Below are 21,424 nucleotides of genomic sequence, written 5' to 3'. Positions count from 1 at the left end.
GTCGCACTACACTTCAACATGAGCGGCTAACCCCGCTCCCGGTGGGGCCTTTATCAGAATAAGTCGAAGCTGCCAGCGCCCCGGCCCCATCGGTCACCTGTCGCCGAGGGCTATATGGGAATTGCCGCCTGCGAGTTAAGCCAGTACGTCATCCGCCCTACCCTGCTCTACCTGGGCCGCCACTCCACCGCCGCCGAAGCCTTGTTGCTCGGAGCCGCCGCCAGCCAATCCGCGCTCGGCTCAGCCCTCGATGACAAACACGGGCACGGCCTCTACCGCATCGCTGCACTGCGCCACCAACAGCTCTGGGATCAGCACCTGGCGCTGGACCCGGACCTCGCCAGCCAGGTACGCGGTCTCGCCAGTCAACATGCCTTCCTTGCCGCGCCGCACCTGGAACTGACCGTCAATCTGCGCTACGCCACGGCGATTGCCTGGATGCTGATCGAAGCCGAACACCGCGAACTGCCGGCCGCCGATGACCTGCTGGGTATGGCGCAAGTCTGGCGCAGAGTGTTCAAACCGCACGGCCGCACCAAGGACTTTATCGCCGCCTGGCAACGCTGCATCGGCAAGCTCAGCCAGGTGGCCTGAATCCTTCGACAATGGCCTGCATTGTCCGACAAGATCAAAGCAACTAGCAGAAAATAGCGTCACGATAAAGGCATAAAACCGCTCTATCTCGGGAACTTCACGGGCTTGGCAGGGGTCAGGAAAAGTTGTTAGTTTCCGCCCCCCGCTAAAACCTAGGAGTCCTCCGTGACTAAAAGAGTCGTCAAGACCTGCCTGTCCCTTGCCCTTGCTTCTGCCGCCAGCCATGGCTTTGCCAGTGGTTTTGCCATCAACGAACAAAGCGTCAGCAGCATGGGCACCGCCTTTGCCGGGCGCTCGTCTTCGGCCGATGACGCCAGCACCGTATTCGGTAATCCCGCCGGCATCTCTCGCCTGAAACGCGAACAGGTCAGCGGTGGCATTGCCCTGATCCACGCAAAGACCGACATCGACCACGCCAGCGGTTCTGCCAGCGGCAGCAATGAGGGTGACATGGTGCCGTTTATCGGCGCGCCCATGGGCTATTACGTCAAACCGCTGGACGACAACTGGAGCTTCGGCCTGGGCCTGTACGTGCCGTTTGGCCTGGTGACCGACTATGAGCGCAGCTTCCAGGGCCGCTACCACGGTGACCGCAGCGAAGTGCGGGTGATCACCCTGCAACCGACCCTGAGCTATCGCGTCAACGAGCAGCTGTCGATCGGCTTCGGCCCGACCATCAACCGCATCGACGGCGAGCTGACCTCAGCCATCGACAACCCTATTCCCACGGCCGCGGACGGCAAGGTGAAGATCAAGGGCAATGACACCGCACTGGGCTACAACCTCGGCGTGCTGTTTGAAATCACCCCGCAGACGCGCTTCGGCCTGACCTACCATTCCAAGGTTGACTACCGCCTAAAGGGTGACACCACAGTGTCCGGCCCAGGCTTCGTTATTAGCTCTTCCGCCGGCACCTACGATGCGTCACTGGAGCTGACCACCCCGGAATCAGTGGATTTCTCCGTTACCCACGAGCTGAATGCCGACTGGACCCTCTATGCAGGCAGCACCTGGACGCGCTGGAGCCGTCTGGGAGAAATCCGCGCCGACAACAAAGGCGTGGGTGGCTTGCTGGCAGGTAACCTCAGCAGCATCAGCGAACCGCAGAATTGGCACGACACCTGGGCTCACGCTGTGGGCGCTGCCTACAAGCTGAACCCGCAGTGGACTCTGCGCGCCGGCCTGGCCGTGGACCAGTCGCCGACCAATAACACCGACCGCTCACCGCGTATCCCCACCGGCGACCGCAAGATCGTCAGCCTGGGCACAGCCTGGAGCCCGAATGATGATATGACCATCGACCTGGCCTATTCCTACCTGATGGAAGACGACGCGCACATCGAGCGGGACGACTACCGCGCCACCTACAAAAACACCGCCCACGGCCTGGGCGCACAAGTGACATACCGCTTCTAATTCAACCAGCGGTTTGGGTTAAACTCGCGCGGCGTATACAAGAATAAAAAAGAACTGGCCGGAACAGTTCTAAACGTCGCATAGCGACCGCCTGCGGGTGGCCGCCAAGGATGGCAGGCCATAAGCCGCCTGAGACAGCCCTGATGACTGCACTCTGCACTGCCTTGCCCGAACAGCTCAGCCTGCTACTGGTGGATGACCACCGGATCTTTCTCGATGGCCTCAGCCTGGCCCTCGCCCCGCTCTGCGCTGACCTGCAGATTCGCACCGCCGAATCCGCTGCTGCCGCCGAAGCCTGCCTGCAACACGCCACTTTCGACCTGATTCTGCTCGACCTGCGTCTGCCTGACGTGCCGGGCCTGGAATTGCTGCAACGCTGGCAACAGCAAGGCCGCATGACCCCGGTGGCAATCCTTAGCGCCAGCGATTCCAACCTGGACGCACAGGCCGCACTCTCTGCCGGGGCGCTGGGGTTTATCCCGAAAAGTGCCAACAGTGATGAACTGCGCCAGGCCGTCACCCGTGTCCTGCTGGGAGAAACCCTGCCGGCACCGCAATACGGGGACAAACCGCAACTCACGCCACGGCAGATGGAAATTCTCCAGTTGCTGGCCGAAGGCTTGCCGAACAAGTCGATCAGCCGTCAGTTGGGCGTCTCTGAGGACACGGTGAAAACCCACCTGAAATCACTGTTTCAGGAGTTCGCCGTGCACACCCGCACGGCCTGCGTCAGTGCGGCGCGACAGCGGGGCTGGCTTTAACCACTGCGGGCAATAACACCGCCAGGGTCTGACGCAGGCGCGCCGGCAGCAGTGGCTTGCCGAGCAAGGTGACATGGGCACGGGTGCAGCGCTCCTGCAGGTCAGCGCTGACATCCGCAGTAATTAGCAAGGCCGGCAGCATGCGCCCGGCCTCTTCGCGCAAACGCTCGATAACGCGTAAACCGTCCTCGGTGGCAGCCAGCCGATAGTCACTGATCAGCACCTGTGGCTGCGCCTCGGACAAACACTGCAAAGCCTCGGCTGGATCGGCGCAGGCCCAGACCTCACAGCCCCAACGTTGCAACAGCCCGGCCAGGGCCTCACGCCCGGCGGCATCATCCTCCAGCAACAGCACCCGGCCCTGCATGGCGCTGACCGCAGGCGCAGGTGCCTGCCAGAGTCCGGCTTCGGCCACCGGCAGTTGCAGCACAAACCGCGCCCCCGCCCCTGGGCTTGAGTGCAGTTGCAGGGGATGGCCGAGCAATTGCGCCAGCTGTCGCACGATGGCCAGGCCCAGGCCAAGACCGCGTTCGGCATTGCGTCCGGGGTTGTCCAGTTGGCGGAACTCTTCGAACACCAATTCCTGCTCTTCATCGCTCAAGCCCTGGCCATCATCCCCCACTTCCAGGTAGACCACGCCCTCTTCCGCCCGCGCCTGCAACCACACATGCCTTGCCTGGGCGTGACGTAGCGCATTGCTGAGCAGGTTACGCAGCACACGCTCGAGCAACAGCGGATCACTGCGCACCCAGATGTCGGCACTGTGCAGCTGCAACTCAATGCCCTTGGCATCGGCTTCGGCGCGGGTTTCACCACTCAGGCGAGCAAGCAGCGGACGCAAGGTAAACACTTCCTGCTTGGCCTGCACGCCGCCGGGCAGGGTCAACCGGGTGTAGTCGAACAGCGATTGCAGCAGTCGGCTGAGTTGCTCAACGGCAACCGCCAAACGACTGCTGATGCGGTGCACACCGGGATCCTGGTTCTGCTCCAGCAGGTGCTGGGCATACAGGCCCATGGCATTCAGTGGCTGGCGCAGATCATGGCTGGCGGCCGCGAGCAGGCGCAGTTTGCGTGCGTCGTCCGCTTCCGCACGCTGCCGCGCCAGATCGAGCAGCCGTAGATTGAGCCAGGCGCCACGCTGGCCGTGCTCTTGCAAGTAGGCTCCGACACTGCCGATCAGGTTGGCACACAACAAAAACAGCCCCTGATAACTCAACATCACGCTGCCGCCTGAACTGAACAGACCAAACAACAGAAACAGGCCGCAGATACTCCACGACGCCAGACTGACCGCACGGAACGACACGCCGAGCAATACATAGCCAAACAGCAGCACCAGAAACAGTCCGTCATAGGGCATCGGCACGCCCTGGGCCCAGCACACGTGGATAATCGCCGCCACACAGCTGCCGTTCAGCCCGTAGGCCGCCACATAGGCCAGCAAGCTGGGGCGCGCTGGGCTGCTCGGGCGCCGGCAATAGAGAAATGCCAGCAGCGCACCGAACATACCCAGTACGCGCAGTGGCAAGGTCGCCAGACTGGTTTCCAGGGGCAGCAGCAATAGATCCAGTACGGTGTAAACCAGCTGAAAGACAATCGCAGTACTGATGATCAGCAGTAGACGGCGGCGAATACGCTGCACCCGGTGCTCGACAAACTGCTCTTCCAGCGCCTCGGTAAAGCGCAGACTGCGATAGCCACGGCGCTGCTGGGCCAGTAGCAGGGCTTCCTGGCGTTCCAGGTTCATGGCTTACAGCTCAGGCGAAGGGTTGTCCTGCTGTTTGGCGACAATGGCGTCATAGGTTTCCACCCGATGCTGATCTTCGGCGCTGAACAAACGCTGGCGCAGACGCTGCTGCTCACGCTGCTGATCCTCAGCACTCAGGCCATTGCCCTGCAGACCCGCCAGCTCCTGCTGGTAAGCGGCATAACGTTGTTGCCAGGCGCGTTCGTTGCGCTGCTCGTCGAGCAGACGCTCGACCGTCGGGGGATCATAGGTCAAGGCAAGCAGCTGACGCACCTGCTCTTCGCTGGCACCTTCCTGCCAGAGCTTCTCGGTTTGTGCCTGCAACGCCTGAGCCTGCACCTGACGCTCCTCACTGGCACGCATGGCCTCGGGCAACTGGGCGCGCAAACGCTCTTGTGCCAGCGCCTTGGCCTGTTCGGTCAAATCATCACGCGCCATCAGGGCCAGGTTATCCAGGGTGTAACGCCCATAAGCTTCTTCGGCACCGAACAGGGCTTCGGCCGCCGCACTGGAAAAATGCGCCCGGCGCAGTTGCGCCAGTTGCTCGAAGGCGCGCTGCAAGGCCTGCAACTGGTCTGCCGAGGTGCTCTGCTGCGCAGCACTCAACGGCCGTTGTAACAGTTCCAGACTGGCACGTTTGTAATCCATGTAGTCGCCCAGCAGGCCGATAAACTGCCCCAGCGCCGGCTCCGGCAAACGCCCACGGGCATCCGCCAGCATGGCTTCGACCACGGTTTCCAGCCCCGCCTGATCGGCGGCGCTGAGGAAGTAATCCAGATAATCGCGCAAGGCCAAGTTCAGCTGCAGATTGCCGGCGCTATCGGCACGCAGATCACCATCCACCTCGGTATCCTGCAGACCCGGCAAGCTTGCCGGTGCTTTAACGGTTGATACGTCTGGTTTGGTGGTTACCAAGAGAGGGCTGGGGGCGACGGACAGAGGGGCTTTAACAGCAGCAGAAGCAGCAGGCGTGGCGGATAACGCAGCGTCTGGCCACTGCCAGTAAAGCGTAAGGCCGGCAACGCTGCCGGCCAGTACCAGAAGAGGAACAGTGGTGCGCAACGACAGGGCCATAAAAGCTCCAGAGCGCGGGCTGCATTGCGCAGCCCACCGAACGACGGTCAGACGCCTTTGTTTTTCAGGCGGTTGGCATGCTGGCGATACAGCGAAACCGGATCGGTCCAGCCTCGTACGCCGAACAGGTGGTTGATCGCATCCACGTGGTTCATGTTGTAGCCATCACCAATCACCTGCCCTAGGTAGGTGGAGCAGACACCGACCAGACCGTCGTTCTTCTCGCTGCCAAACGCCAGGCCGGTGATCGCCAGGAATGGATCGACCGCGTCGAAGACGTTGGTGTAAGAGGTGTTGCCGGTCCAGGAGAAGTAACGGATGTTGTGCCCGCGCACGTTGTGCACTTCAGTGGATTTAGCGCAGTAGCTGCTGCTGTTCACGCCCCACGGATGACGACCATTCAATGCAGTGGTGCCGGCAGTGGTGAGGGTTTTCAGCGCGGCCAGGCCATTTTGTGGGTTGTTGTTACCCGACAGCAGGTTGATCAACGAACCAATTGCGTTGGCCAGGCCATTGGCCCCACCTTCGATGGCGCTGTTGGCCGGAATCGCGCCGCGCAGCACATCGGCGACTTTCGAGCCTTTGTTAACGCCGTTGACCGAGGTTACCGAGGCCACCAGATCAGGACGCAGCGAGGCCGCAACGCGCGAAGTCGGTGAACCCTGGCTATGGCCGATCAGGTTGACCTTGCCACCATTGGCACTGGCCCACGGCACGATCTGCTGCGCCAGGGAGGCACCGCGCTGCTCGCTGTCGTTGAGTGCCGACACACTGGCGACATAGACCTTGGCACCGTCGCGCTCAAGGTTCCAGGGAATGGTATGGAAGTAGTTGATCAGCCCACCAATGGTGTCGAAACCGGTCACCCCGTGCACCAGCACGATCGGGTATTTGGTCTTGGTGTAGTTGGCTTGAGCTTCAACCGCGCCCACCAGGGCAACAGCAGCTAGGGCAGTAGCAATAACGCGACGCATGGGTGCCTCCTTATTTTTCTTGTTGGCACGCCGGGAAACTGCGTCCGGCGTACTCACAACTCTAAGGAGGTGTTTAACGGTCAACCATCGCCCAGATGGGTGAGGCCTTGATCACCCGGCGTTCAGCGCTGCGAAGCAATCGCCTGCTCGACAGCTGCCAGCAGAGCCGGATCATCCGGGGTGGTGCTGCTGGGGAAGCTGGCGATCACCCGGCCCTGGGCATCAACTACATATTTGGAGAAGTTCCAGCGTGGTGCCTGGCTTTGCGCGGCCAGTTCCTTGAACAGCGGTACGGCATCGCTGCCAGTTACGCGCTGGGTTTCGCTCATGGCAAAGGTCACACCGTAGTTGACGTAGCAGACCTTGGCCGTCTCGGCACTGTCATCAGCCTCCTGACGAAAATCGTCGGAAGGCACCCCGAGAATCTGCAGGCCCTGCCCCTTGTACCGCTGATACAGCGCCTCGAGGCCTTTGAACTGCGGAGTGAAACCGCAAAAACTGGCGGTATTGACCACCACCAGCGGCTTACCGGCGAACTGCGCACACAGGTCGATGCGCTCCTGGCTGCGCAATTTCTGCAGATCGCCCTGTAGAAGAGGAGAACATTGCCCTGCCAGCGTTGACATGGAGAATGCAAGAAGAAAAGCACTTATAAAAAAGTAATATTGCATTGCAGATACTTCAATAATTGAGTACACCCATGCTAATCGCGCCGCTAGGAGGTAGCTTTTTAGACTTAGTGCTAATAACTTATAGACAAAATAGCATGAAATTACCTCTGCAATCAGATCAGGGCCCTAAACAACCTCGCCCCGCGGAAGCAGACTTATCTAGCCTGTAAAACTGGCCCATTAATTCAGGTAACACCACAACCTAGAGCGTGACGCCCTTGCATATACAACTCCAAACAAGGTTATGGGGTTTGTTACTTGGAAAGCTCAACTAATAATATTACTCAACACTTGAACAATACGATCTTGCTGTTCGCTCGACAACCCAACCCACATTGGTAAACGTACCAGCCGCTCCGACTGCCTAATGGTTACCCCCAGCTCCCCCTGTGATCGACCATAGCGCTTACCGCCCGGAGAGGAATGAAGTGGCACATAATGGAATACCGAATAAATATCGTTCTTCTTAAGTTCAGCAAGCACTCTTTGCCGGTCAATTTCAGGGGGCAACAAAATATAGTACATATGAGCGTTATGCTGACAATCAACCGGCACTATGGGGCGGCGTAACAGTCCATTCTGCTCAGCGGGTTCCAGTAATTCGTGATAGCGCTTCCAAATAGCCAAACGCTGCTCAGTAATACGCCCTGCCTCTTCAAGTTGTGCCCAGAGAAAAGCTGCAATCAATTCACCTGGTAAGAAGGAAGAGCCGACCTCCTGCCAAGTGTATTTATCCACCTCGCCTCGGAAGAAGCGACTACGATCAGTACCTTTCTCGCGGATAATTTCTGCGCGCAATGCAAGACAGGGAGCATTCACCAGCAAGGCCCCCCCTTCACCCGAAATGACGTTTTTCGTTTCGTGAAAACTATAAGCCCCCAAATCGCCAATACTTCCCAACGCACGCCCCTTGTAAGAGGCCATGACCCCCTGCGCGGCATCCTCCACGACCTTCAGGCCATGCCGCGCGGCAATAGCCATGATCGTGTCCATTTCACAAGCCACACCTGCATAGTGAACAGGTACGATAGCTCGGGTACGGGGGGTGATAGCCGCCTCAATCAGGCGCTCATCCAAGTTCAATGTGTCTTCCCGGATATCTACAAATACGGGCACCCCACCCCGCAACACAAAAGCATTAGCAGTGGAGACAAATGTGTACGAAGGCATTATGACTTCATCACCTGGCTCTATGTTCAGAAGCAACGCTGCCATCTCAAGCGCTGCAGTACATGAGTGCGTCAACAAAGCCTTATCACAGCCACTTTCATGCTCCAGCCATTTATGGCAACGCTTTGTGAAAAGACCGTCGCCCGCCAGCATGTTGCCAAACTTGGCCTCAGCAATATAGCCAAGTTCTTTTCCAGTCATAAATGGCTGATTGAATAGAATTTTTTCTACCATTATTTTTCACCTTTCAACCTGTACCATTCGTCAGGGACACTGCGCAGATAGTCGCTGTACTCACATGCTGGCATATCCCGGATCAAGACTTCAAAATGTTCAATACTAAAGAAACCTCTAACCAGCGCAGCCTCTTCCAGACAGCCAATCTTGACGCCCTGCCGACGCTCAATAGCCTCAATATAAGCCGATGCATCATACAGAGCAGTACTCGTACCGGCATCCAACCAAGCAAACCCACTGCTCAAACGTCGAACCTGCAGCTTGCCGCGCCTCAGATACTCAAGATTAACGTCTGTTATCTCCAACTCACCACGATCAGATGGCTCAATATTTTTTGCAATATCCAGCATATCATTATCATATATAAACCAGAAACCACATAGTTGCTCTTTGGGTAGCAAGGTTTTATTCAATAGGTATCGCTACACCCTTACTATCAAACTCCACCACACCGTAGCGTTTTGGATCTTTAACGTGATAAGCAAAAGTAGTTTCGCCGCTACCAAAATTGAAGAGTGCTCACGAAAAGTCATCGCCACCGGATAAGATATTGTCGCCAGGCATCAGCACCACACTATTTAAACCGACAAAGTCAACAACGACCAAAAGCGCCTGAGCAATACCTTCAGGTTTAGGTTACTCACGATATTAAATCCCCCACTCCCTCTCTGACAATCGCCGGTTGCGAGGCAAGTCGTCAGGTGTCGAAATAAGGAAAAAGTGACTTACTTCTGAAGCCATAAGCACAGTTGGAGGATAATAGATCATAGGCTTATCAAAAACTGTAACTATTTATTTGCCACCTGCGTGAGAGGGTAAAGACGTGAGCCCGAGCCACCGGCAAGAATGATTGCTTTCATGACTTATTTACAGATCCTTTTGGGCTACAACCAATCTTGAGCCACCAATCGGAAAATCAATACCCCATTTGATTAGCTGTTGTTCAATACGCATGATGACCTCCAGTGTTCGGTCGAGCACAGGATTGAGTGCTAACCCCCCCCCCCCCTCGCCCATTCGCCCTGAGCGGCGAGCTGCAAGACGTGAAACCACCATCAAGGGCAGTAGCAGAACGACGAAGGACGTACTTCGCACAATACGGAACCCAGCAGCCTCCATCTTGGAGTGAAGCTCCTTAGCACTGTAGCGCCGCTGGTGGCAAGCAGCTTCATCCACCGGACTCCAAAGCCACATGTGTTGAGGTACGGTAATCAGGCAACCACCGCCAGGTTTTATGGCACGATAAAAATTCTGCAGAACCAGTTCATCTTCACGAATGTGCTCAATGACATCAAATGCTGCAAGCACGTCAAACTCGTTTTCAAAAGGTAGTTTTCGCGCATCCATCTGAGAAAGTTCAGTACTAGGTAAACGCTTGGCGGCGAATTTAAGGCCGGTTGTATATATCTCGCTGCCTACTGTACGCACATCGGGAAATGCCTCTGCGATTCCAGAGAGAACAAACCCAGTACCACACCCCACTTCAAATAGTGATTGGAATGCAGAGAAGTATTTGCGTAGTGCCCAGATAACAATTGCGTTGCGGGCGCGAAACCAGAAACTACATGCTTCTGCGCGCGCCAAACCCTCAAAGCTATCCTCCGGGAATCCATCGTTATATCTCGCAAGTTCGGGTGCCCAAGCACGGAAACCGTCAACTATTTCAGGCAAAAAACCGCAGCAAGAACAACCACTTTCGGTATTGACATTATTGAAACCGCAGGAGGGGCATAAAATCATAAAGTGCTCAGATCAGCTCTGGGGAACGGGGAAATACGAAATAACGGAACAACAGATAAAGGACACCGGCTACCACGACAATGGCCACTGCCTGAACTAATTGATGAGGATAGCGCAGCATGTCAGAGAAGAGGAATAACATACCGACGTTGACACCGTAGCCAATTAGATGAGCGATGACGTAGCGAACGATCCCACGGGAAGTGCTTCCTCTATAAGTAAATGAGAATTTGGCATGCCCAAAGTAAGCAGTCAGCGCGCCGATGGGATACATGAGCGTCACTGCAATCTTAGGGTCAAGCCAAGCCCATGTGATTAGCAGGTAGATCAAGTAACCGAGTAAATTGTTGGCTAGACCCACCACGCCGTAGCGGATTATCTGTTCCAACGTAGCGATAAACGTGACCTTAGTCATAGACTGCTAGCTGCAGAGGGCACGTAACTGCTGCCGGTCGACTTTGCCGTTGGCGTTATGGGGTAGCTTGGACATGATAATAAGCTTTGAGGGCACCATGTAGTCCGGCACGCTCTGACCGAGTGTCTGCAGCAGGACGCCATCATCCACCTCGACAGAACAGGCAACGTATGCCACCAGCTTGCCGTATGCGGTTTGCGTGCGCAGGTAGACTACTGCAGCCTGATCCACCTGGGGCAACTTCACTAAGGCATTCTCGATTTCCTCGAGCTCAATGCGATAGCCCATGTGTTTGATCTGGTTGTCCTTCCGGCCGACAAAGTGAAGCCAACCATCCACTTCTTTGACCAAATCACCGGTGCGATACATGCGTTTCATAAAGCGATTGGTATCCGTGATCACTTCAAAAACTGCTGCGGTGCGCTCCAGGTCATTGAAGTAGCCCGCGGCCACGTTGGGGCCAATCAGGCAAAGCTCGCCCTCTACGGCATCGTGGCTTGCATCGTCCAAGATACGGTAGTCGAAGTTGGGATTGAGTTTACCTAGTGTGGGCAGACCATCGAGATTCTGGAAATCGTCTGTGCTCAGCGTGTGAGCACTGCATATACAGGTGCATTCGGTGGGGCCGTATACGTTGACTAGCATGGCCTGACCAAAGAAACGGTCATAGAGCTTCTTCAACTCCACCTTAGGGTAGCCCTCGCCGCCAAAGATGATGACCCGCAGATCTACAAGAGCGCCTGGAGCAAGAGCCTTCATGGCCATGAGATATATGAGGGCTGAAGGCACCGAGAACCAGATGGTGCAGGCTCTTGAGCTCACGTAAGAGACCAACTCGTAAGGTTTCGCAAGCAAACTGCGGTGGATCGGGCTGAGGGAGGCCCCACTGAAAAGTCCCACATAGAAATCGAACACCGAGTTGTCGAAGTACATCGGACTTAAATTCGCAAAATTGTCCTGCTCTGTGATGCCGAAGCGCTTATGCCCCCAGGCGATTAAGTGCAACACGTTCTGGTGCGTCACAGCCACGCCTTTAGGAATACCGGTGGAGCCTGATGTGAACATGATGTAGGCGATTGTTGCGCCGTCCACCAAGCGTGAGCACTGCCGTTGGCGCTCAAGATCGGCCTCGCTGATATTAGGTAGCGTCGAGGAATCAAGTAGCAGCAACTCACAACCCTGTGATACTGCTAATTCGGCCATCTCAGCTTGATAGGTCGAGTCATCGTAGAACAGTAACATGGGGGCGCTTACTTCAAGAATGCGTCTGGTGCGGGCAATCGGTGAGGCCATGTCGATATTGACGTAAGCCACTCCTAGGCGGATCGCAGCTAGCATGAGCGCGTAAGATAACGGGTGCTTGTCATGTCCGATGGCGATGACATCACCTCGCGCCAAACCTCGGGAGAGTAATAGTGCGGCAAGCGAGTCGACCCACCCACCCAGTTCGTGAAAGGTATGTTCATCCTCGGCATAGCGTAGCGCTGGCCGTGCAGAATGCTCGACCAGTACTTCGTCAAGCAGGTGGGCTAGGTTGTAGTGGTGCAATATTGCAGGCATAGAAACTAGTAAGCCTATCGGTTGATGGTGAAGAAAGTATAAGCGTCACCCAGAGGTGCGAAACCGGACGACTGGCACAAGGCCATGGAGGCAATATTGTTGGTAAAACAGTCCCATAGCGGCAACAAATTCTGCTCAAGGCAGCGCCGGTTAAACATACGCACGACTGCCTTGGCCAACCCTAAGTGCCGGTAAGCCGGCAGCGTTAACACATCGATCTCTGCTCTCCCACCGCTCACCGCTGCGGCGTAGCACAGAGCGGCCGCCTTGCCCTCGACCAAGGCCAATACAGCGTTCGACTGACTCGCGAAATCTTCTTGTGTGCGCCAGAACCGCCCCACCACGCCGAAGGTGCGCTCAATCAAATCAACATGACTTGCATCAGCCAAAATCAAGGTCAGTCCCTTCACTGACTGATCAGTTTCAAGACTGTAAACTTCTGTACGAGAAACAATATCGAGTTGGAAGTGCTGCCGCCAAGAAAGCATTTCCTCACATTCGCTGACCTTTAGGAAATCAGGGCAGTGGGGCGTGTAGAGTCTTACTTTTGCACAAGAGAATGCCTTATCGACTATCAGGTATCGCTGCAAAGCTTGCTCAAACACAGGCATCGTCCTGCCAAAAAACTGTGCAAATCCGAATGCGTGCTCCACATAAACTTGGTTCAGGCTCTCTTCGCAGTCCGCATATATCACGCCATCCTGCGTGCCGTTCAGCACGGCTCCGATCAGAGGGAAGTAAGCGTCGTGCTCAAGATATCGCTTGTAGGCCGCAGCGTACTGCGCAGGAGAAAGCCTTACCATGTCAGATCCTCAGACCTCCATTGACATCGAGGACAGCTCCATTAATGAAGTCATTCTCAATCAACGCGATCACCGCCTGGGCAACCTCATCGGCCTGCCCAAGCCGACGCAACGGCGTATTCCCCTGGATATGCTTAAGAACGGTCTCGCTCAAAGAATGACGCGTGGAGTCAGTCCCAATAAAGCCCGGGGCCACCGCATTAGAGCGTATGCCCCATCGACCGAGCTCCTTTGCCCAAGTAATTGTCATGGCATTGACACCCGCTTTAGCCGCCGAGTAAGCCGTTTGACCTTCGTTGCCACAAGCGCTTACTGAACTAATATTGACGATGGCACCCTTAGTTCTGAGCTTAACCATGTACTCCACCACTGCGGCAGTGACGATAAATACAGAATCGAGATTGACAGCAAGCGAGGCACGAAAGCGAGCATAGTCATGCATGATACCTGCTGGATTCATGACATTGACGAAAGGCTCGCTGAAGATTACGCCGGCATTATTGACAAGAATATCCACGCGCCCATGGCTCGCCATTATGCCTGCAACCACTTCCTGGACCTGCTCGGGACTGGTGACGTCCATGGTTACGCGCTCCAGCCCCGGCGGCAGGTTGGCAAGCGCATCTTCATTACGGTCGGCAACTACCACGATAGCCCCCTCACCCGCCAACCGACGAGCGATTGCCAAGCCGAGGCCCTGCGCCCCTCCAGTCACAAGTGCGACGGCACCTTTAACTTCCAAGGTCCACGCCCTTATCTTGGAGTACGGCAATAATCTCGGCAACCGAAACCATCCGCACTATGTCAGGGATGTCCAATGCGATGTCGTATTGCCGCTCCAAGGACATCACTAGATCCATTTGCTTGAGAGAGTCCCATGTACCGACATCACACTTCTGGAGCCCAGGTTGGATATCGGCGACGCGCAGCCCGAAAACCTCCGCGAGCACTTCTGTAAATTTTTTGTTCACATTTAAATCCCGAAATGTTTAACGTAATCATCCGACGAGTAGCGGAAAGGCTCAGCAGAGCGCGCCAAGTAAACTGAATGGGGCTTGGTATCTCGCGAGATCATAGCGCCCGCGCCAATAACGTTAAATTCTCCTACCGTGACAGCATTAACTACGGTGCAGTTAACACCCAGAAAAGTGTTGCGCTGCACCTTAGCCTGCCCGGAGACCACGGCCCCCGCAGCCACCCAACAGTGGTCATCCACTCTACAGTGGTGCGCTAACGTAACGTTACTCCATACTATGCAGTTAGCACCTACGCAGGCACTCGGCTCAATGATCGCGCCAGGCAGCACTACGCTGCCTTCACCCACGGGATGGTCGGTGTATATCCGAGCATCGGGATGGGTATAGGTCTCCACGTCGTAACCCAAAGCCTTAAGGCGAACAAACATGCTCTCTCGAGCCCGATTCAAGTCGTTATAGCCCATAGCCATGATCACACTGTGGGTGTCCGGCGAGAAGACGCCCTGCACTTTGGAGAAAGCCACTGTTCGATAGCCACTTACAGTACCCTGCGCAGCGAATTCATCATCAGTGGTAAACCCTACAACCTCGTAACGCATGTCCTGAGACAGGTAGCTAGAAAGGATTTCGGCAGTGATAGCGTTGCCAGCCAAGAAAATTTTCTTCATAGCATTTCCTCCATCACGGCCAAACCAAAACCGGTCTTACCATAACCATTGCCGTTATAAAGCATGTACACCCTGCCCCGGTGCTCAAACACACAGGGGTAGCAGATCATCTCGCAGTCCCAGCCAAAGGGAGAGACATCAATGCCCGAGAGATGATCGTTGCGCTGCCAACTGTGGCCGTCTACCGAAGAAGCAAAGCCAATACGGTAAGTATCAATGGTCTTAGTTGCGCGATGGGCATACCACATAAAATAGGTGTCTTCACGACGGATCACGCTTGGCCGCCCAAAAGCGTATTCGTACTCGTCTGCAAACGGAAGACACATCCCTGGGCGACAGATCCAATCCAGTCCATTATGCGAATGTGCGTAGTGAATGCCGTAGTGATGTTTCCAGCCCTGTGCAGTCTTTTCCCAGCGGACACCAGAGTTGTACCAGGTCTGCCATAGATCACCCGACACGTGGAAAGCTGTAGCTGCTGCAAACAAAGGATTATTCTTATCGCGACCCAGTACTGGCCCTAGGAACTCGCGCGTCAGCGTAAGTTCACCTTCGTCAAGCTTTGCCCGCCCCGTGTCGCATACCCATAAACCTTCGGGTAGATTCTGCCAGCCGACGTAATAAAGGTAGATGGAACCACCATGTTTCACGAAGCACACGCTGATTACGCCATCGCAGTCGAAGTGACAAGGTTCACCTGGCAACATTGCTAGCTTAGGGGTGCCCAGCAGCTCCAAACGACCATCGGAAACGATGGCGTTGCAGAGAAAGATATGGGAGCGCTGATTTTTATCCCTGCGCGTAAATGCAAGCACGAAGCGATCACCATCGATATGAACCGCGCACGGGTGCGAGCCGTGCGAGAAATCGTTGCCCTGCGGCTCAAAAACCAAGCCCATCTTTCGCCAAGGAAACGGCTGACCGCGAGCCACAAAAGAATTGAGCGCTATCATGTCAAGTCACTCTCTGTCTAGCGCTGCGCGAAGCGCCGATTCGAGGAAAGCTACACGGCTCACTCCACGACGCTCCGCCTCTTCGTAGATCCGGTCGCGTAATTCTGGGGTCACGCCTTCCATACGACCGAAGTAACGGCTGCGAATGGTACCGCCTCGCTTGCCAATGTGGGGAACGTCAATATCAATCGGTAACGGCTCGGTACTAGCCTGAAACTCAATTACATAGAAGCAATTACTGAGCTCCCAACTCAGCTTCACGTCACGAACCGTCGCAGGTAAGGCCTCTAGAGGAGCCGTGCAGGCATAAAGAGCATTGTTATTGATCAGCATTCTGCCCAATTCGGTGCCCACCAGCCAGGGCGCCAGCCCTTCGTCGCCGATAACGATGCTCCCACCTGACTTCACCACTCGGTTCATCTCGGCAATGCCTTTTGCAATGTCAGGAAACAAGTTTATGCCGCCAAAGTGGTAGGCCGCATCGAAGAAACCGTCATTAAATGGCAGGTTAGTGGCGTCGCTTACAGAAAAGTGAAGCGCAACGCCAGAGCCTTCCAGTCCTGATTTGTAGCGAGACACACCTGCCAGCAACATTTCCTTAGCGATGTCTTGCACATAGACCTCTCCCTTGCCCCCAAGCGCACGGACCAAGTAAGGCAAGTCATTGCCCGCGCCTGCACCAGTAATCAGCACACGCTCGCCGGCCATGAGACCGATACGAGCGATGAGTCGTTCGCGCAGAACGTCTTCATCCGCCTGAAAAGTGTTAAAGACCCAACGCAACGCGTTGTCGTGAAACTCAGCAGCATTCTCCTGCGAATACTCGTTACTGCCCTCAGGCTCGCTGGCGAACACCGGCACATCAGTATCGTTGGCATATGCAAAAAAATGACCGTTAGGGCATGCCATCCCATTGCCACCCTGGATTAGGGGGCTGCAAGCGCAAGTGGGACAGCGATAGGAATAACTACTACTCATAAGCTCTCTCTTTTCTGACACACGACCCAAAACAGGCGTTCAGAGACGCCGTAGTAGTCGTTATTCGCAAAACCGAAGGAAAAATGTTCAAACCAGGGCGTGAGGTAGGTCTTGACCTGATCTTTGCTGGAGAATGCATGCAGTCGATAACCATCGCGGTTGCCATAAGGGTCTGCATGTATGCGTAACGAGCCATCCTCCTGCGGTATGGCGTCCTTGAAGATATAGGATTCACGACAGGCTACTGAGGCTACTAGCCATCCTCCTGGTTTCATCACCCGAGCATATTCTTTCATGTTGTCAGCAAAGCTTTCATCTTCGTCACAGTAGTAACAGCAGTGGCAGGCCAGGACATGATCGAAATGGTTATCATCGAACGGAATACGGCTGTTACGACCCACTCGGAGGTCGGCCTTGTGACCCAGTTTTGCTAAGCGCTCACTGGTCTGCCGAACGATTCCCTCCGTAATCTCAATTCCGCTCACCTCGTAACCCTGCTCGCAAAGGAATACAGTGTTGCGCCCGTCGCCGAAAGCAATGTCAAGCACTCGATCGCCGGCTACCGGTTTTTGAAACACCAGGCCAGGGTAGTTCGCTAAAAAAGTGCGTACAACGAACTCAGTGGGATAGACCCGCAGACCTGCACGCTGGGCGTAAAACTGTTCATAACTGCTGTCAATCGGAGGAAGAAGATTGGCCATAAATTTCCCTTACAATTATGGAAGGCCTCTGCTTGGTTTCAGAGAAGACCTTAGAAAGGTAGATCCCGATCAGCCCTAAGAACGAGATACTCATGCCGCCGAGTAGCCATATGGAGACCATCACAGAGGTCCAGCCGTCCATAGGAGAGGAAAGAATCAGCTTATGAAAAACGAGATAACCCGCATAGGTCAGCGCGCAGGCGAAGATAATAAGACCTGTGTAGAAGATCATTCGCAGCGGAACTTCGCTGAACGAGGTTATGGCGTTGGTCGCATGCCCGATCTTCTTGGCCAGACTATAGGTAGTGGCACTGTGCATGTGCTTCTTCACGATTCGCGCGCACTGCTTGAAGCCAGTTATGACCCAAAGGCATGAAATAACCATTTCGCGTTCACGAAAGCGTAGTAATGCATCAACATAGCGACGTGACATCAATCGCGCGGTAACTATATTGCGTGGATGATCAATGTTAGCGAGATAATTGAAGACCTTATAATAAAGCTCGCCGCTCCAGCGTTCAAACCAGTTGCCCTTGCGAACCTCTTGCACGCCATAGACTACGTCCGCAGACTCTGCCGCCATGGTTGAGGCAAATTCAGCTAGCCATTCAGGCTCCTCCTCCAGATCACTGTCGATGAGGAAGATATATTCGCCGCACGCCTGCGCCAACCCAGCAAGCATTGCTTTGTGATGACCAAAGTTGCGCGACAAGTCAACAACAACAATGCGGGGATCCTGCTCTGTAAGTTTGATGGCCAAATCTAAACTATTATCAGGCGACCCATCGTTTACTAGGACTATTTCAAATTTCTCACCAACCAACTCTCTAGCCGCAGCACTCATCCTGACATAAAACTCCTTGATGTAAGGTGCAGACTGATAAAGAGTTGCAACGATCGAAAGCTTCATGCCACATACCTCATGTAGCGCGGCGCATCCCTACCGCAATTGAACAAAAGGTCAAGGATAGTGACACCATGTGCAAACTCACCCCAAAGCTGGGGATACTCTGGGTATTCTGCGTAATCAAACCAAGTAAGTTTGATACCTGACTCAAAAAATATTTTTTCGTCAACATAGTCTCTGGCTGCTGGCCCTGATATATATTCAGTACCACCTGCCTGCATGCAAAGGTCGGCAAGGCGCTCAGTTCTCCCCTCAAGCAAAGTGTAGTCCCATGAATTGGTTATTATTGTTTTGATTCCTAGATAAGTGCAGATAGCCTCAATGAAAAATCGATTTAATTGTGAAATATTAACAAAGGACTCTGCAAGATAGAGGGGCTCCAACCATGAAGCAATTTCAGCGAAATATGGTGCACGACGGTAGTTCTGCTCCAATGTTTTCCAATGAGCTGCTACCCAATTAGTGCCATCGATTTCTGTCTCGCGAATTTTCTGGTGATATTTTCCCTTTACCAAAACAGGCACAGTGAGCCACTGAACCCCATGCGGGGTCTTAATCTGGTTTCGATTACGCCAGTCACGACGTGTGTACTGCATGTCGTCGTACAGGATGAACTCATCCACAGAGGCGATCATGTCAAAATAACCTTTCCACGGTATATAGTTGGACTGGACGATAGCGACTTTTTTCACTGCGCCACCTTCTTCATGCGTAGCATCTGACAAGTCACCATTGTTTGTTGAGGCTCGAGAGGTTTGTATAGTTTCTGAGTACGGGGGTACGCATACCCGCCAGCACCGTCTGCTGTCTGCCACGCCCCAACGTATTCATAGCCCCATGGAAAATTAGCCCCTAAACCAGTCATTAGCTCCACCGAAATGCTACGCGGGCCATCTGGCTCGAACAGTACCCAAGCACTCGCAATTTTCCAACAAGGCGTGCGATCTAACGCCGCTTGTGCAAGTCTCAAACTGCCTGGATATCCCCCCACAGTCCATGCTTGACCTATATTTTCAGCGCCAAATGCATAGAGAATTCCCGGGGACTGTCCAGACAGGTCAATCACTGGCGTATTTGTTTCGAAGCCAGCCGCTTTTGTAATTGCCATGGCGCTAGCGAAATATTCGAAATAACCCTCAGAAAGAACTAACTCCGCTCTTTGCGGGCCTATATCAAGAATGGACGCGTTAAGCCTCAAAGGCTGGGGCTGACGATAGGGTTGCTCGAATCCTGCTTGTAAAAGAGCGGCCGTGACAGCTTGAGCGCCAAGCGCTAGCGGCAGCACTAAAAACCATGAAGCACGCTCTCGAATCAATGAACCAAACAGGGTTAGCCCTGCAAGCAGCCAAAAAATGGCTGCATAACCGCCAGCCTGCCAATAGTTACCGTTTGTGCCAAATGCATAGATATGAGGCATCATCAAGAAAATAAGCGCAATAGCCCACTGTGATGCCGAAATAGTTACCAGCACCTTGACGCGACCAAAGACCAAAACAGCAAACACAGCCGCATAGACCAATCCAAAAATCAGAAACCCCCTAAAAATCCCGAAATTTACGGCTGGTTGAGCCGGGCCAAAAACAAGCACCGAAGTAATCAAGAAAAAAAAACCAGAAAAAATCAGACCTACATAGGACAATTTCTTACTACCAACCCACATACACCACAGCGCAACAAACAACACACTAAAAACCAACAATATTGCATGATTAAACCTTTCATACATAAAAAAATCATCAACACGCAAAATCTGAGTCAATGTGTGACCACCCGCCAAATGCTTGCCAAATTCAACCCCTAGCCGGAGACGCTCCACAAAACGGAAAACAGAGCCATCTATTATTAATGCGCTTGTTAGCAAAAGAACAGTGGCGCCTGCCACTGCAAGCGCAAGCATTTGTACTGATAACTTTCGCGAAAGCAACAGATAGAAAAACACGCCAACCGCTAGAGCAGCTGCCGTGCTTGGCTTTGCCATGAAGGCAAGCCAACCGCCAACGCCTATCAATAACCAACCGACGATACTTGCACGATCCGCAGCCTTTTCAGCCAGAACCAAGCCCGTGGAAGTGGTCAGCAGCGCTTGCAACGCCAGACTGTTATAACTTGGCGTGGGCAACCAAGAATCAAAAAAAAGAAAAGAGCTGGTCGCCAGTCCTGCAGCCGCTACAGGAAGTACAGCAGATTTTTTTTTGACCTCTGGCGCGAGCGAAGCAAGAAGCACACAACATAAAAGCCACGCAAGACCAAAGGTGATCAAAATATTTGCTTTCCGAAGAGCAGCAATATCACCATCTAACAAGCTATAAATCGGATAATAAATGAATCCGAATTGACTCACAGACACATCATAAATAAACGGATTCGAAATCCATACCAGATAAAAGCTTTCATCAGTAAAGTCGATACCATAATTACTAAACTTTACAAGCCAACCAATGAGAATTAACGTGCCAATTGCACAGAGCATAGTCAATACATGCCGCATGAAATAACTCAAAATCTCTTGGTTATTTTTATTTAAAAAATTTAGCGCACTGCTCATTTTCTCAACTTTCACTGTCTATGGTTACACGGCGATGCATAAGTAGTCGATATGGCCCATGGAGTATATCGCATCGGCCACCTCGTAATACACCAAGAAAAATTTGCTCATCGCGCTTTGTCTAGGAAAGGCAGCCTTAATCTTCAAGAAGAAGTTATCTGAGTCCCGAGAACCACAGACCAACAGTTTGATCAGGCTTTTCACGCACTCCAACAGTCTGGCACGTCTGTGGAAACGGGCACTAGTGAGTATATCGAGCGGTCTCTGGCGATGCGTTAGTGGTGCAAGACCACGCTCGAACATACCGCGACCAACACTGCCAACTGTCTCAGGCACATAGGGGCGCAACAGATATTCTTTAGCACATGAGTAGTCAGCGCATATGGCTTCCAGCAATTTTTCTCGTGTGGTTGCACTGCCTGCTCTATTTTCATACTCCCCCTATTGTGTAGCGGCTTGGCATCACACAGGAGATGGCCTGATCGACATGGATACAGTCACTCAACTCGCGACCGCCACATGGCGGCAGATTG

At 53.9% G+C, this 21,424-nt stretch carries 23 protein-coding genes; 3 read left to right on the top strand and 20 right to left on the bottom strand.

Going from position 1 to position 21,424, the window contains the following annotated elements:
* The first annotated feature begins 114 nt into the window (after positions 1-114).
* The 3 genes from ACOCLD_RS11800 to ACOCLD_RS11790 all read left to right on the top strand — a co-directional run bounded on the left by ACOCLD_RS11800 (position 115) and on the right by ACOCLD_RS11790 (position 2,771).
* A complete protein-coding gene (locus ACOCLD_RS11800) occupies positions 115-594 on the top strand; it encodes a hypothetical protein (RefSeq protein ID WP_257778550.1) in 480 nt (159 codons plus the stop codon).
* 165 nt (positions 595-759) lie between these two features.
* Positions 760-2,010, top strand: coding sequence for an OmpP1/FadL family transporter (locus tag ACOCLD_RS11795; RefSeq protein WP_422909295.1), 1,251 nt, complete (start codon positions 760-762; stop codon positions 2,008-2,010).
* A gap of 143 nt (positions 2,011-2,153) precedes the next feature.
* Entirely contained in the window at positions 2,154-2,771 is a 618-nt protein-coding gene (locus ACOCLD_RS11790) for a response regulator (protein WP_422909294.1), read from the top strand.
* On the opposite strand, the gene ACOCLD_RS11785 is transcribed toward ACOCLD_RS11790, so the two are convergent.
* From ACOCLD_RS11785 to ACOCLD_RS11690, 20 genes are all read right to left on the bottom strand, one after another.
* Positions 2,740-4,518: a hybrid sensor histidine kinase/response regulator gene (locus ACOCLD_RS11785; RefSeq protein ID WP_422909293.1), complete on the bottom strand. Its 1,779-nt coding sequence runs from the start codon at positions 4,516-4,518 to the stop codon at positions 2,740-2,742. The genes ACOCLD_RS11790 and ACOCLD_RS11785 overlap by 32 nt on opposite strands.
* A gap of 3 nt (positions 4,519-4,521) precedes the next feature.
* Positions 4,522-5,592 carry a lipase secretion chaperone gene (locus tag ACOCLD_RS11780; RefSeq protein WP_422909292.1) on the bottom strand — a complete coding sequence of 357 codons (1,071 nt, stop codon included), beginning with the start codon at positions 5,590-5,592 and terminating at the stop codon, positions 4,522-4,524.
* A 47-nt stretch (positions 5,593-5,639) separates the two neighbouring features.
* The gene (locus tag ACOCLD_RS11775) at positions 5,640-6,566 is read right to left on the bottom strand and encodes an esterase/lipase family protein (protein ID WP_392540003.1); all 927 of its coding nucleotides are present in this window, start codon (positions 6,564-6,566) and stop codon (positions 5,640-5,642) included.
* 122 nt (positions 6,567-6,688) lie between these two features.
* Positions 6,689-7,192 carry a glutathione peroxidase gene (locus ACOCLD_RS11770; RefSeq protein ID WP_422909291.1) on the bottom strand — a complete coding sequence of 168 codons (504 nt, stop codon included), beginning with the start codon at positions 7,190-7,192 and terminating at the stop codon, positions 6,689-6,691.
* Between the two features lie 312 nt (positions 7,193-7,504).
* Positions 7,505-8,641 (bottom strand): dTDP-4-amino-4,6-dideoxygalactose transaminase, encoded by a 1,137-nt coding sequence (gene rffA, locus ACOCLD_RS11765; protein ID WP_422909290.1) that lies wholly within the window; start codon positions 8,639-8,641, stop codon positions 7,505-7,507.
* A complete protein-coding gene (locus ACOCLD_RS11760; RefSeq protein ID WP_422909289.1) occupies positions 8,641-9,057 on the bottom strand; it encodes a sugar phosphate nucleotidyltransferase in 417 nt (138 codons plus the stop codon). Before ACOCLD_RS11760 ends, rffA begins: the two co-directional genes overlap by 1 nt.
* Before the next feature lie 375 nt (positions 9,058-9,432).
* The gene (locus tag ACOCLD_RS11755; RefSeq protein ID WP_422911797.1) at positions 9,433-9,504 is read right to left on the bottom strand and encodes a sugar phosphate nucleotidyltransferase; all 72 of its coding nucleotides are present in this window, start codon (positions 9,502-9,504) and stop codon (positions 9,433-9,435) included.
* Positions 9,505-9,511: 7 nt separating this feature from the next.
* Positions 9,512-10,384 carry a class I SAM-dependent methyltransferase gene (locus ACOCLD_RS11750; RefSeq protein ID WP_422909288.1) on the bottom strand — a complete coding sequence of 291 codons (873 nt, stop codon included), beginning with the start codon at positions 10,382-10,384 and terminating at the stop codon, positions 9,512-9,514.
* A 7-nt stretch (positions 10,385-10,391) separates the two neighbouring features.
* On the bottom strand, positions 10,392-10,799 hold the full coding sequence (locus ACOCLD_RS11745; RefSeq protein ID WP_422909287.1) for a GtrA family protein: 408 nt from the start codon (positions 10,797-10,799) through the stop codon (positions 10,392-10,394).
* 6 nt (positions 10,800-10,805) lie between these two features.
* Positions 10,806-12,359: an AMP-binding protein gene (locus ACOCLD_RS11740; protein WP_422909286.1), complete on the bottom strand. Its 1,554-nt coding sequence runs from the start codon at positions 12,357-12,359 to the stop codon at positions 10,806-10,808.
* A 14-nt stretch (positions 12,360-12,373) separates the two neighbouring features.
* Complete coding sequence (locus tag ACOCLD_RS11735; RefSeq protein ID WP_422909285.1) at positions 12,374-13,162, bottom strand: GNAT family N-acetyltransferase; 789 nt, start codon at positions 13,160-13,162, stop codon at positions 12,374-12,376.
* 1 nt (position 13,163) lies between these two features.
* Positions 13,164-13,904 carry an SDR family NAD(P)-dependent oxidoreductase gene (locus tag ACOCLD_RS11730; protein WP_422909284.1) on the bottom strand — a complete coding sequence of 247 codons (741 nt, stop codon included), beginning with the start codon at positions 13,902-13,904 and terminating at the stop codon, positions 13,164-13,166.
* Positions 13,894-14,133, bottom strand: coding sequence for an acyl carrier protein (locus ACOCLD_RS11725; protein ID WP_422909283.1), 240 nt, complete (start codon positions 14,131-14,133; stop codon positions 13,894-13,896). Before ACOCLD_RS11725 ends, ACOCLD_RS11730 begins: the two co-directional genes overlap by 11 nt.
* Before the next feature lie 2 nt (positions 14,134-14,135).
* Positions 14,136-14,807, bottom strand: a complete 672-nt coding sequence (locus tag ACOCLD_RS11720) for an acetyltransferase (protein WP_422909282.1) — start codon at positions 14,805-14,807, stop codon at positions 14,136-14,138.
* Positions 14,804-15,760 carry a hypothetical protein gene (locus tag ACOCLD_RS11715; RefSeq protein WP_422909281.1) on the bottom strand — a complete coding sequence of 319 codons (957 nt, stop codon included), beginning with the start codon at positions 15,758-15,760 and terminating at the stop codon, positions 14,804-14,806. Before ACOCLD_RS11715 ends, ACOCLD_RS11720 begins: the two co-directional genes overlap by 4 nt.
* A gap of 6 nt (positions 15,761-15,766) precedes the next feature.
* Positions 15,767-16,669: a methyltransferase domain-containing protein gene (locus ACOCLD_RS11710; RefSeq protein WP_422909280.1), complete on the bottom strand. Its 903-nt coding sequence runs from the start codon at positions 16,667-16,669 to the stop codon at positions 15,767-15,769.
* Between the two features lie 65 nt (positions 16,670-16,734).
* Complete coding sequence (locus tag ACOCLD_RS11705; protein ID WP_422909279.1) at positions 16,735-17,439, bottom strand: class I SAM-dependent methyltransferase; 705 nt, start codon at positions 17,437-17,439, stop codon at positions 16,735-16,737.
* Positions 17,414-18,349 (bottom strand): glycosyltransferase family 2 protein, encoded by a 936-nt coding sequence (locus ACOCLD_RS11700; protein WP_422909278.1) that lies wholly within the window; start codon positions 18,347-18,349, stop codon positions 17,414-17,416. The genes ACOCLD_RS11705 and ACOCLD_RS11700 overlap by 26 nt, the downstream gene beginning before the upstream one ends.
* On the bottom strand, positions 18,346-19,038 hold the full coding sequence (locus ACOCLD_RS11695; RefSeq protein ID WP_422909277.1) for a WbqC family protein: 693 nt from the start codon (positions 19,036-19,038) through the stop codon (positions 18,346-18,348). The genes ACOCLD_RS11700 and ACOCLD_RS11695 overlap by 4 nt, the downstream gene beginning before the upstream one ends.
* Positions 19,035-20,891, bottom strand: a complete 1,857-nt coding sequence (locus ACOCLD_RS11690) for a hypothetical protein (protein ID WP_422909276.1) — start codon at positions 20,889-20,891, stop codon at positions 19,035-19,037. Before ACOCLD_RS11690 ends, ACOCLD_RS11695 begins: the two co-directional genes overlap by 4 nt.
* Positions 20,892-21,424 lie beyond the last annotated feature (533 nt).

Origin of the sequence: Pseudomonas cimarronensis (assembly GCF_049331905.1) — a bacterium.
Classification (GTDB): Bacteria; Pseudomonadota; Gammaproteobacteria; order Pseudomonadales; family Pseudomonadaceae; genus Aquipseudomonas.
The sequence above is the reverse complement of the archived record's forward strand: the minus strand, read 5'-3'. Positions and strand labels throughout refer to the sequence as shown.

Bases quoted from the DNA above. Each gene is read 5' to 3' on its own strand.
- ACOCLD_RS11800 (WP_257778550.1), top strand. From the start codon at position 115: ATGGGAATTGCCGCCTGCGAGTTAAGCCAGTACGTCATCCGCCCTACC.
- ACOCLD_RS11790 (WP_422909294.1), top strand. From the start codon at position 2,154: ATGACTGCACTCTGCACTGCCTTGCCCGAACAGCTCAGCCTGCTACTG.
- ACOCLD_RS11785 (WP_422909293.1), bottom strand. From the start codon at position 4,518: ATGAACCTGGAACGCCAGGAAGCCCTGCTACTGGCCCAGCAGCGCCGT.
- ACOCLD_RS11780 (WP_422909292.1), bottom strand. From the start codon at position 5,592: ATGGCCCTGTCGTTGCGCACCACTGTTCCTCTTCTGGTACTGGCCGGC.
- ACOCLD_RS11775 (WP_392540003.1), bottom strand. From the start codon at position 6,566: ATGCGTCGCGTTATTGCTACTGCCCTAGCTGCTGTTGCCCTGGTGGGC.
- ACOCLD_RS11770 (WP_422909291.1), bottom strand. From the start codon at position 7,192: ATGTCAACGCTGGCAGGGCAATGTTCTCCTCTTCTACAGGGCGATCTG.
- rffA (WP_422909290.1), bottom strand. From the start codon at position 8,641: ATGGTAGAAAAAATTCTATTCAATCAGCCATTTATGACTGGAAAAGAA.
- ACOCLD_RS11750 (WP_422909288.1), bottom strand. From the start codon at position 10,384: ATGATTTTATGCCCCTCCTGCGGTTTCAATAATGTCAATACCGAAAGT.
- ACOCLD_RS11745 (WP_422909287.1), bottom strand. From the start codon at position 10,799: ATGACTAAGGTCACGTTTATCGCTACGTTGGAACAGATAATCCGCTAC.
- ACOCLD_RS11740 (WP_422909286.1), bottom strand. From the start codon at position 12,359: ATGCCTGCAATATTGCACCACTACAACCTAGCCCACCTGCTTGACGAA.
- ACOCLD_RS11735 (WP_422909285.1), bottom strand. From the start codon at position 13,162: ATGGTAAGGCTTTCTCCTGCGCAGTACGCTGCGGCCTACAAGCGATAT.
- ACOCLD_RS11720 (WP_422909282.1), bottom strand. From the start codon at position 14,807: ATGAAGAAAATTTTCTTGGCTGGCAACGCTATCACTGCCGAAATCCTT.
- ACOCLD_RS11715 (WP_422909281.1), bottom strand. From the start codon at position 15,760: ATGATAGCGCTCAATTCTTTTGTGGCTCGCGGTCAGCCGTTTCCTTGG.
- ACOCLD_RS11710 (WP_422909280.1), bottom strand. From the start codon at position 16,669: ATGGCATGCCCTAACGGTCATTTTTTTGCATATGCCAACGATACTGAT.
- ACOCLD_RS11705 (WP_422909279.1), bottom strand. From the start codon at position 17,439: ATGGCCAATCTTCTTCCTCCGATTGACAGCAGTTATGAACAGTTTTAC.
- ACOCLD_RS11700 (WP_422909278.1), bottom strand. From the start codon at position 18,349: ATGAAGCTTTCGATCGTTGCAACTCTTTATCAGTCTGCACCTTACATC.
- ACOCLD_RS11690 (WP_422909276.1), bottom strand. From the start codon at position 20,891: ATGAGCAGTGCGCTAAATTTTTTAAATAAAAATAACCAAGAGATTTTG.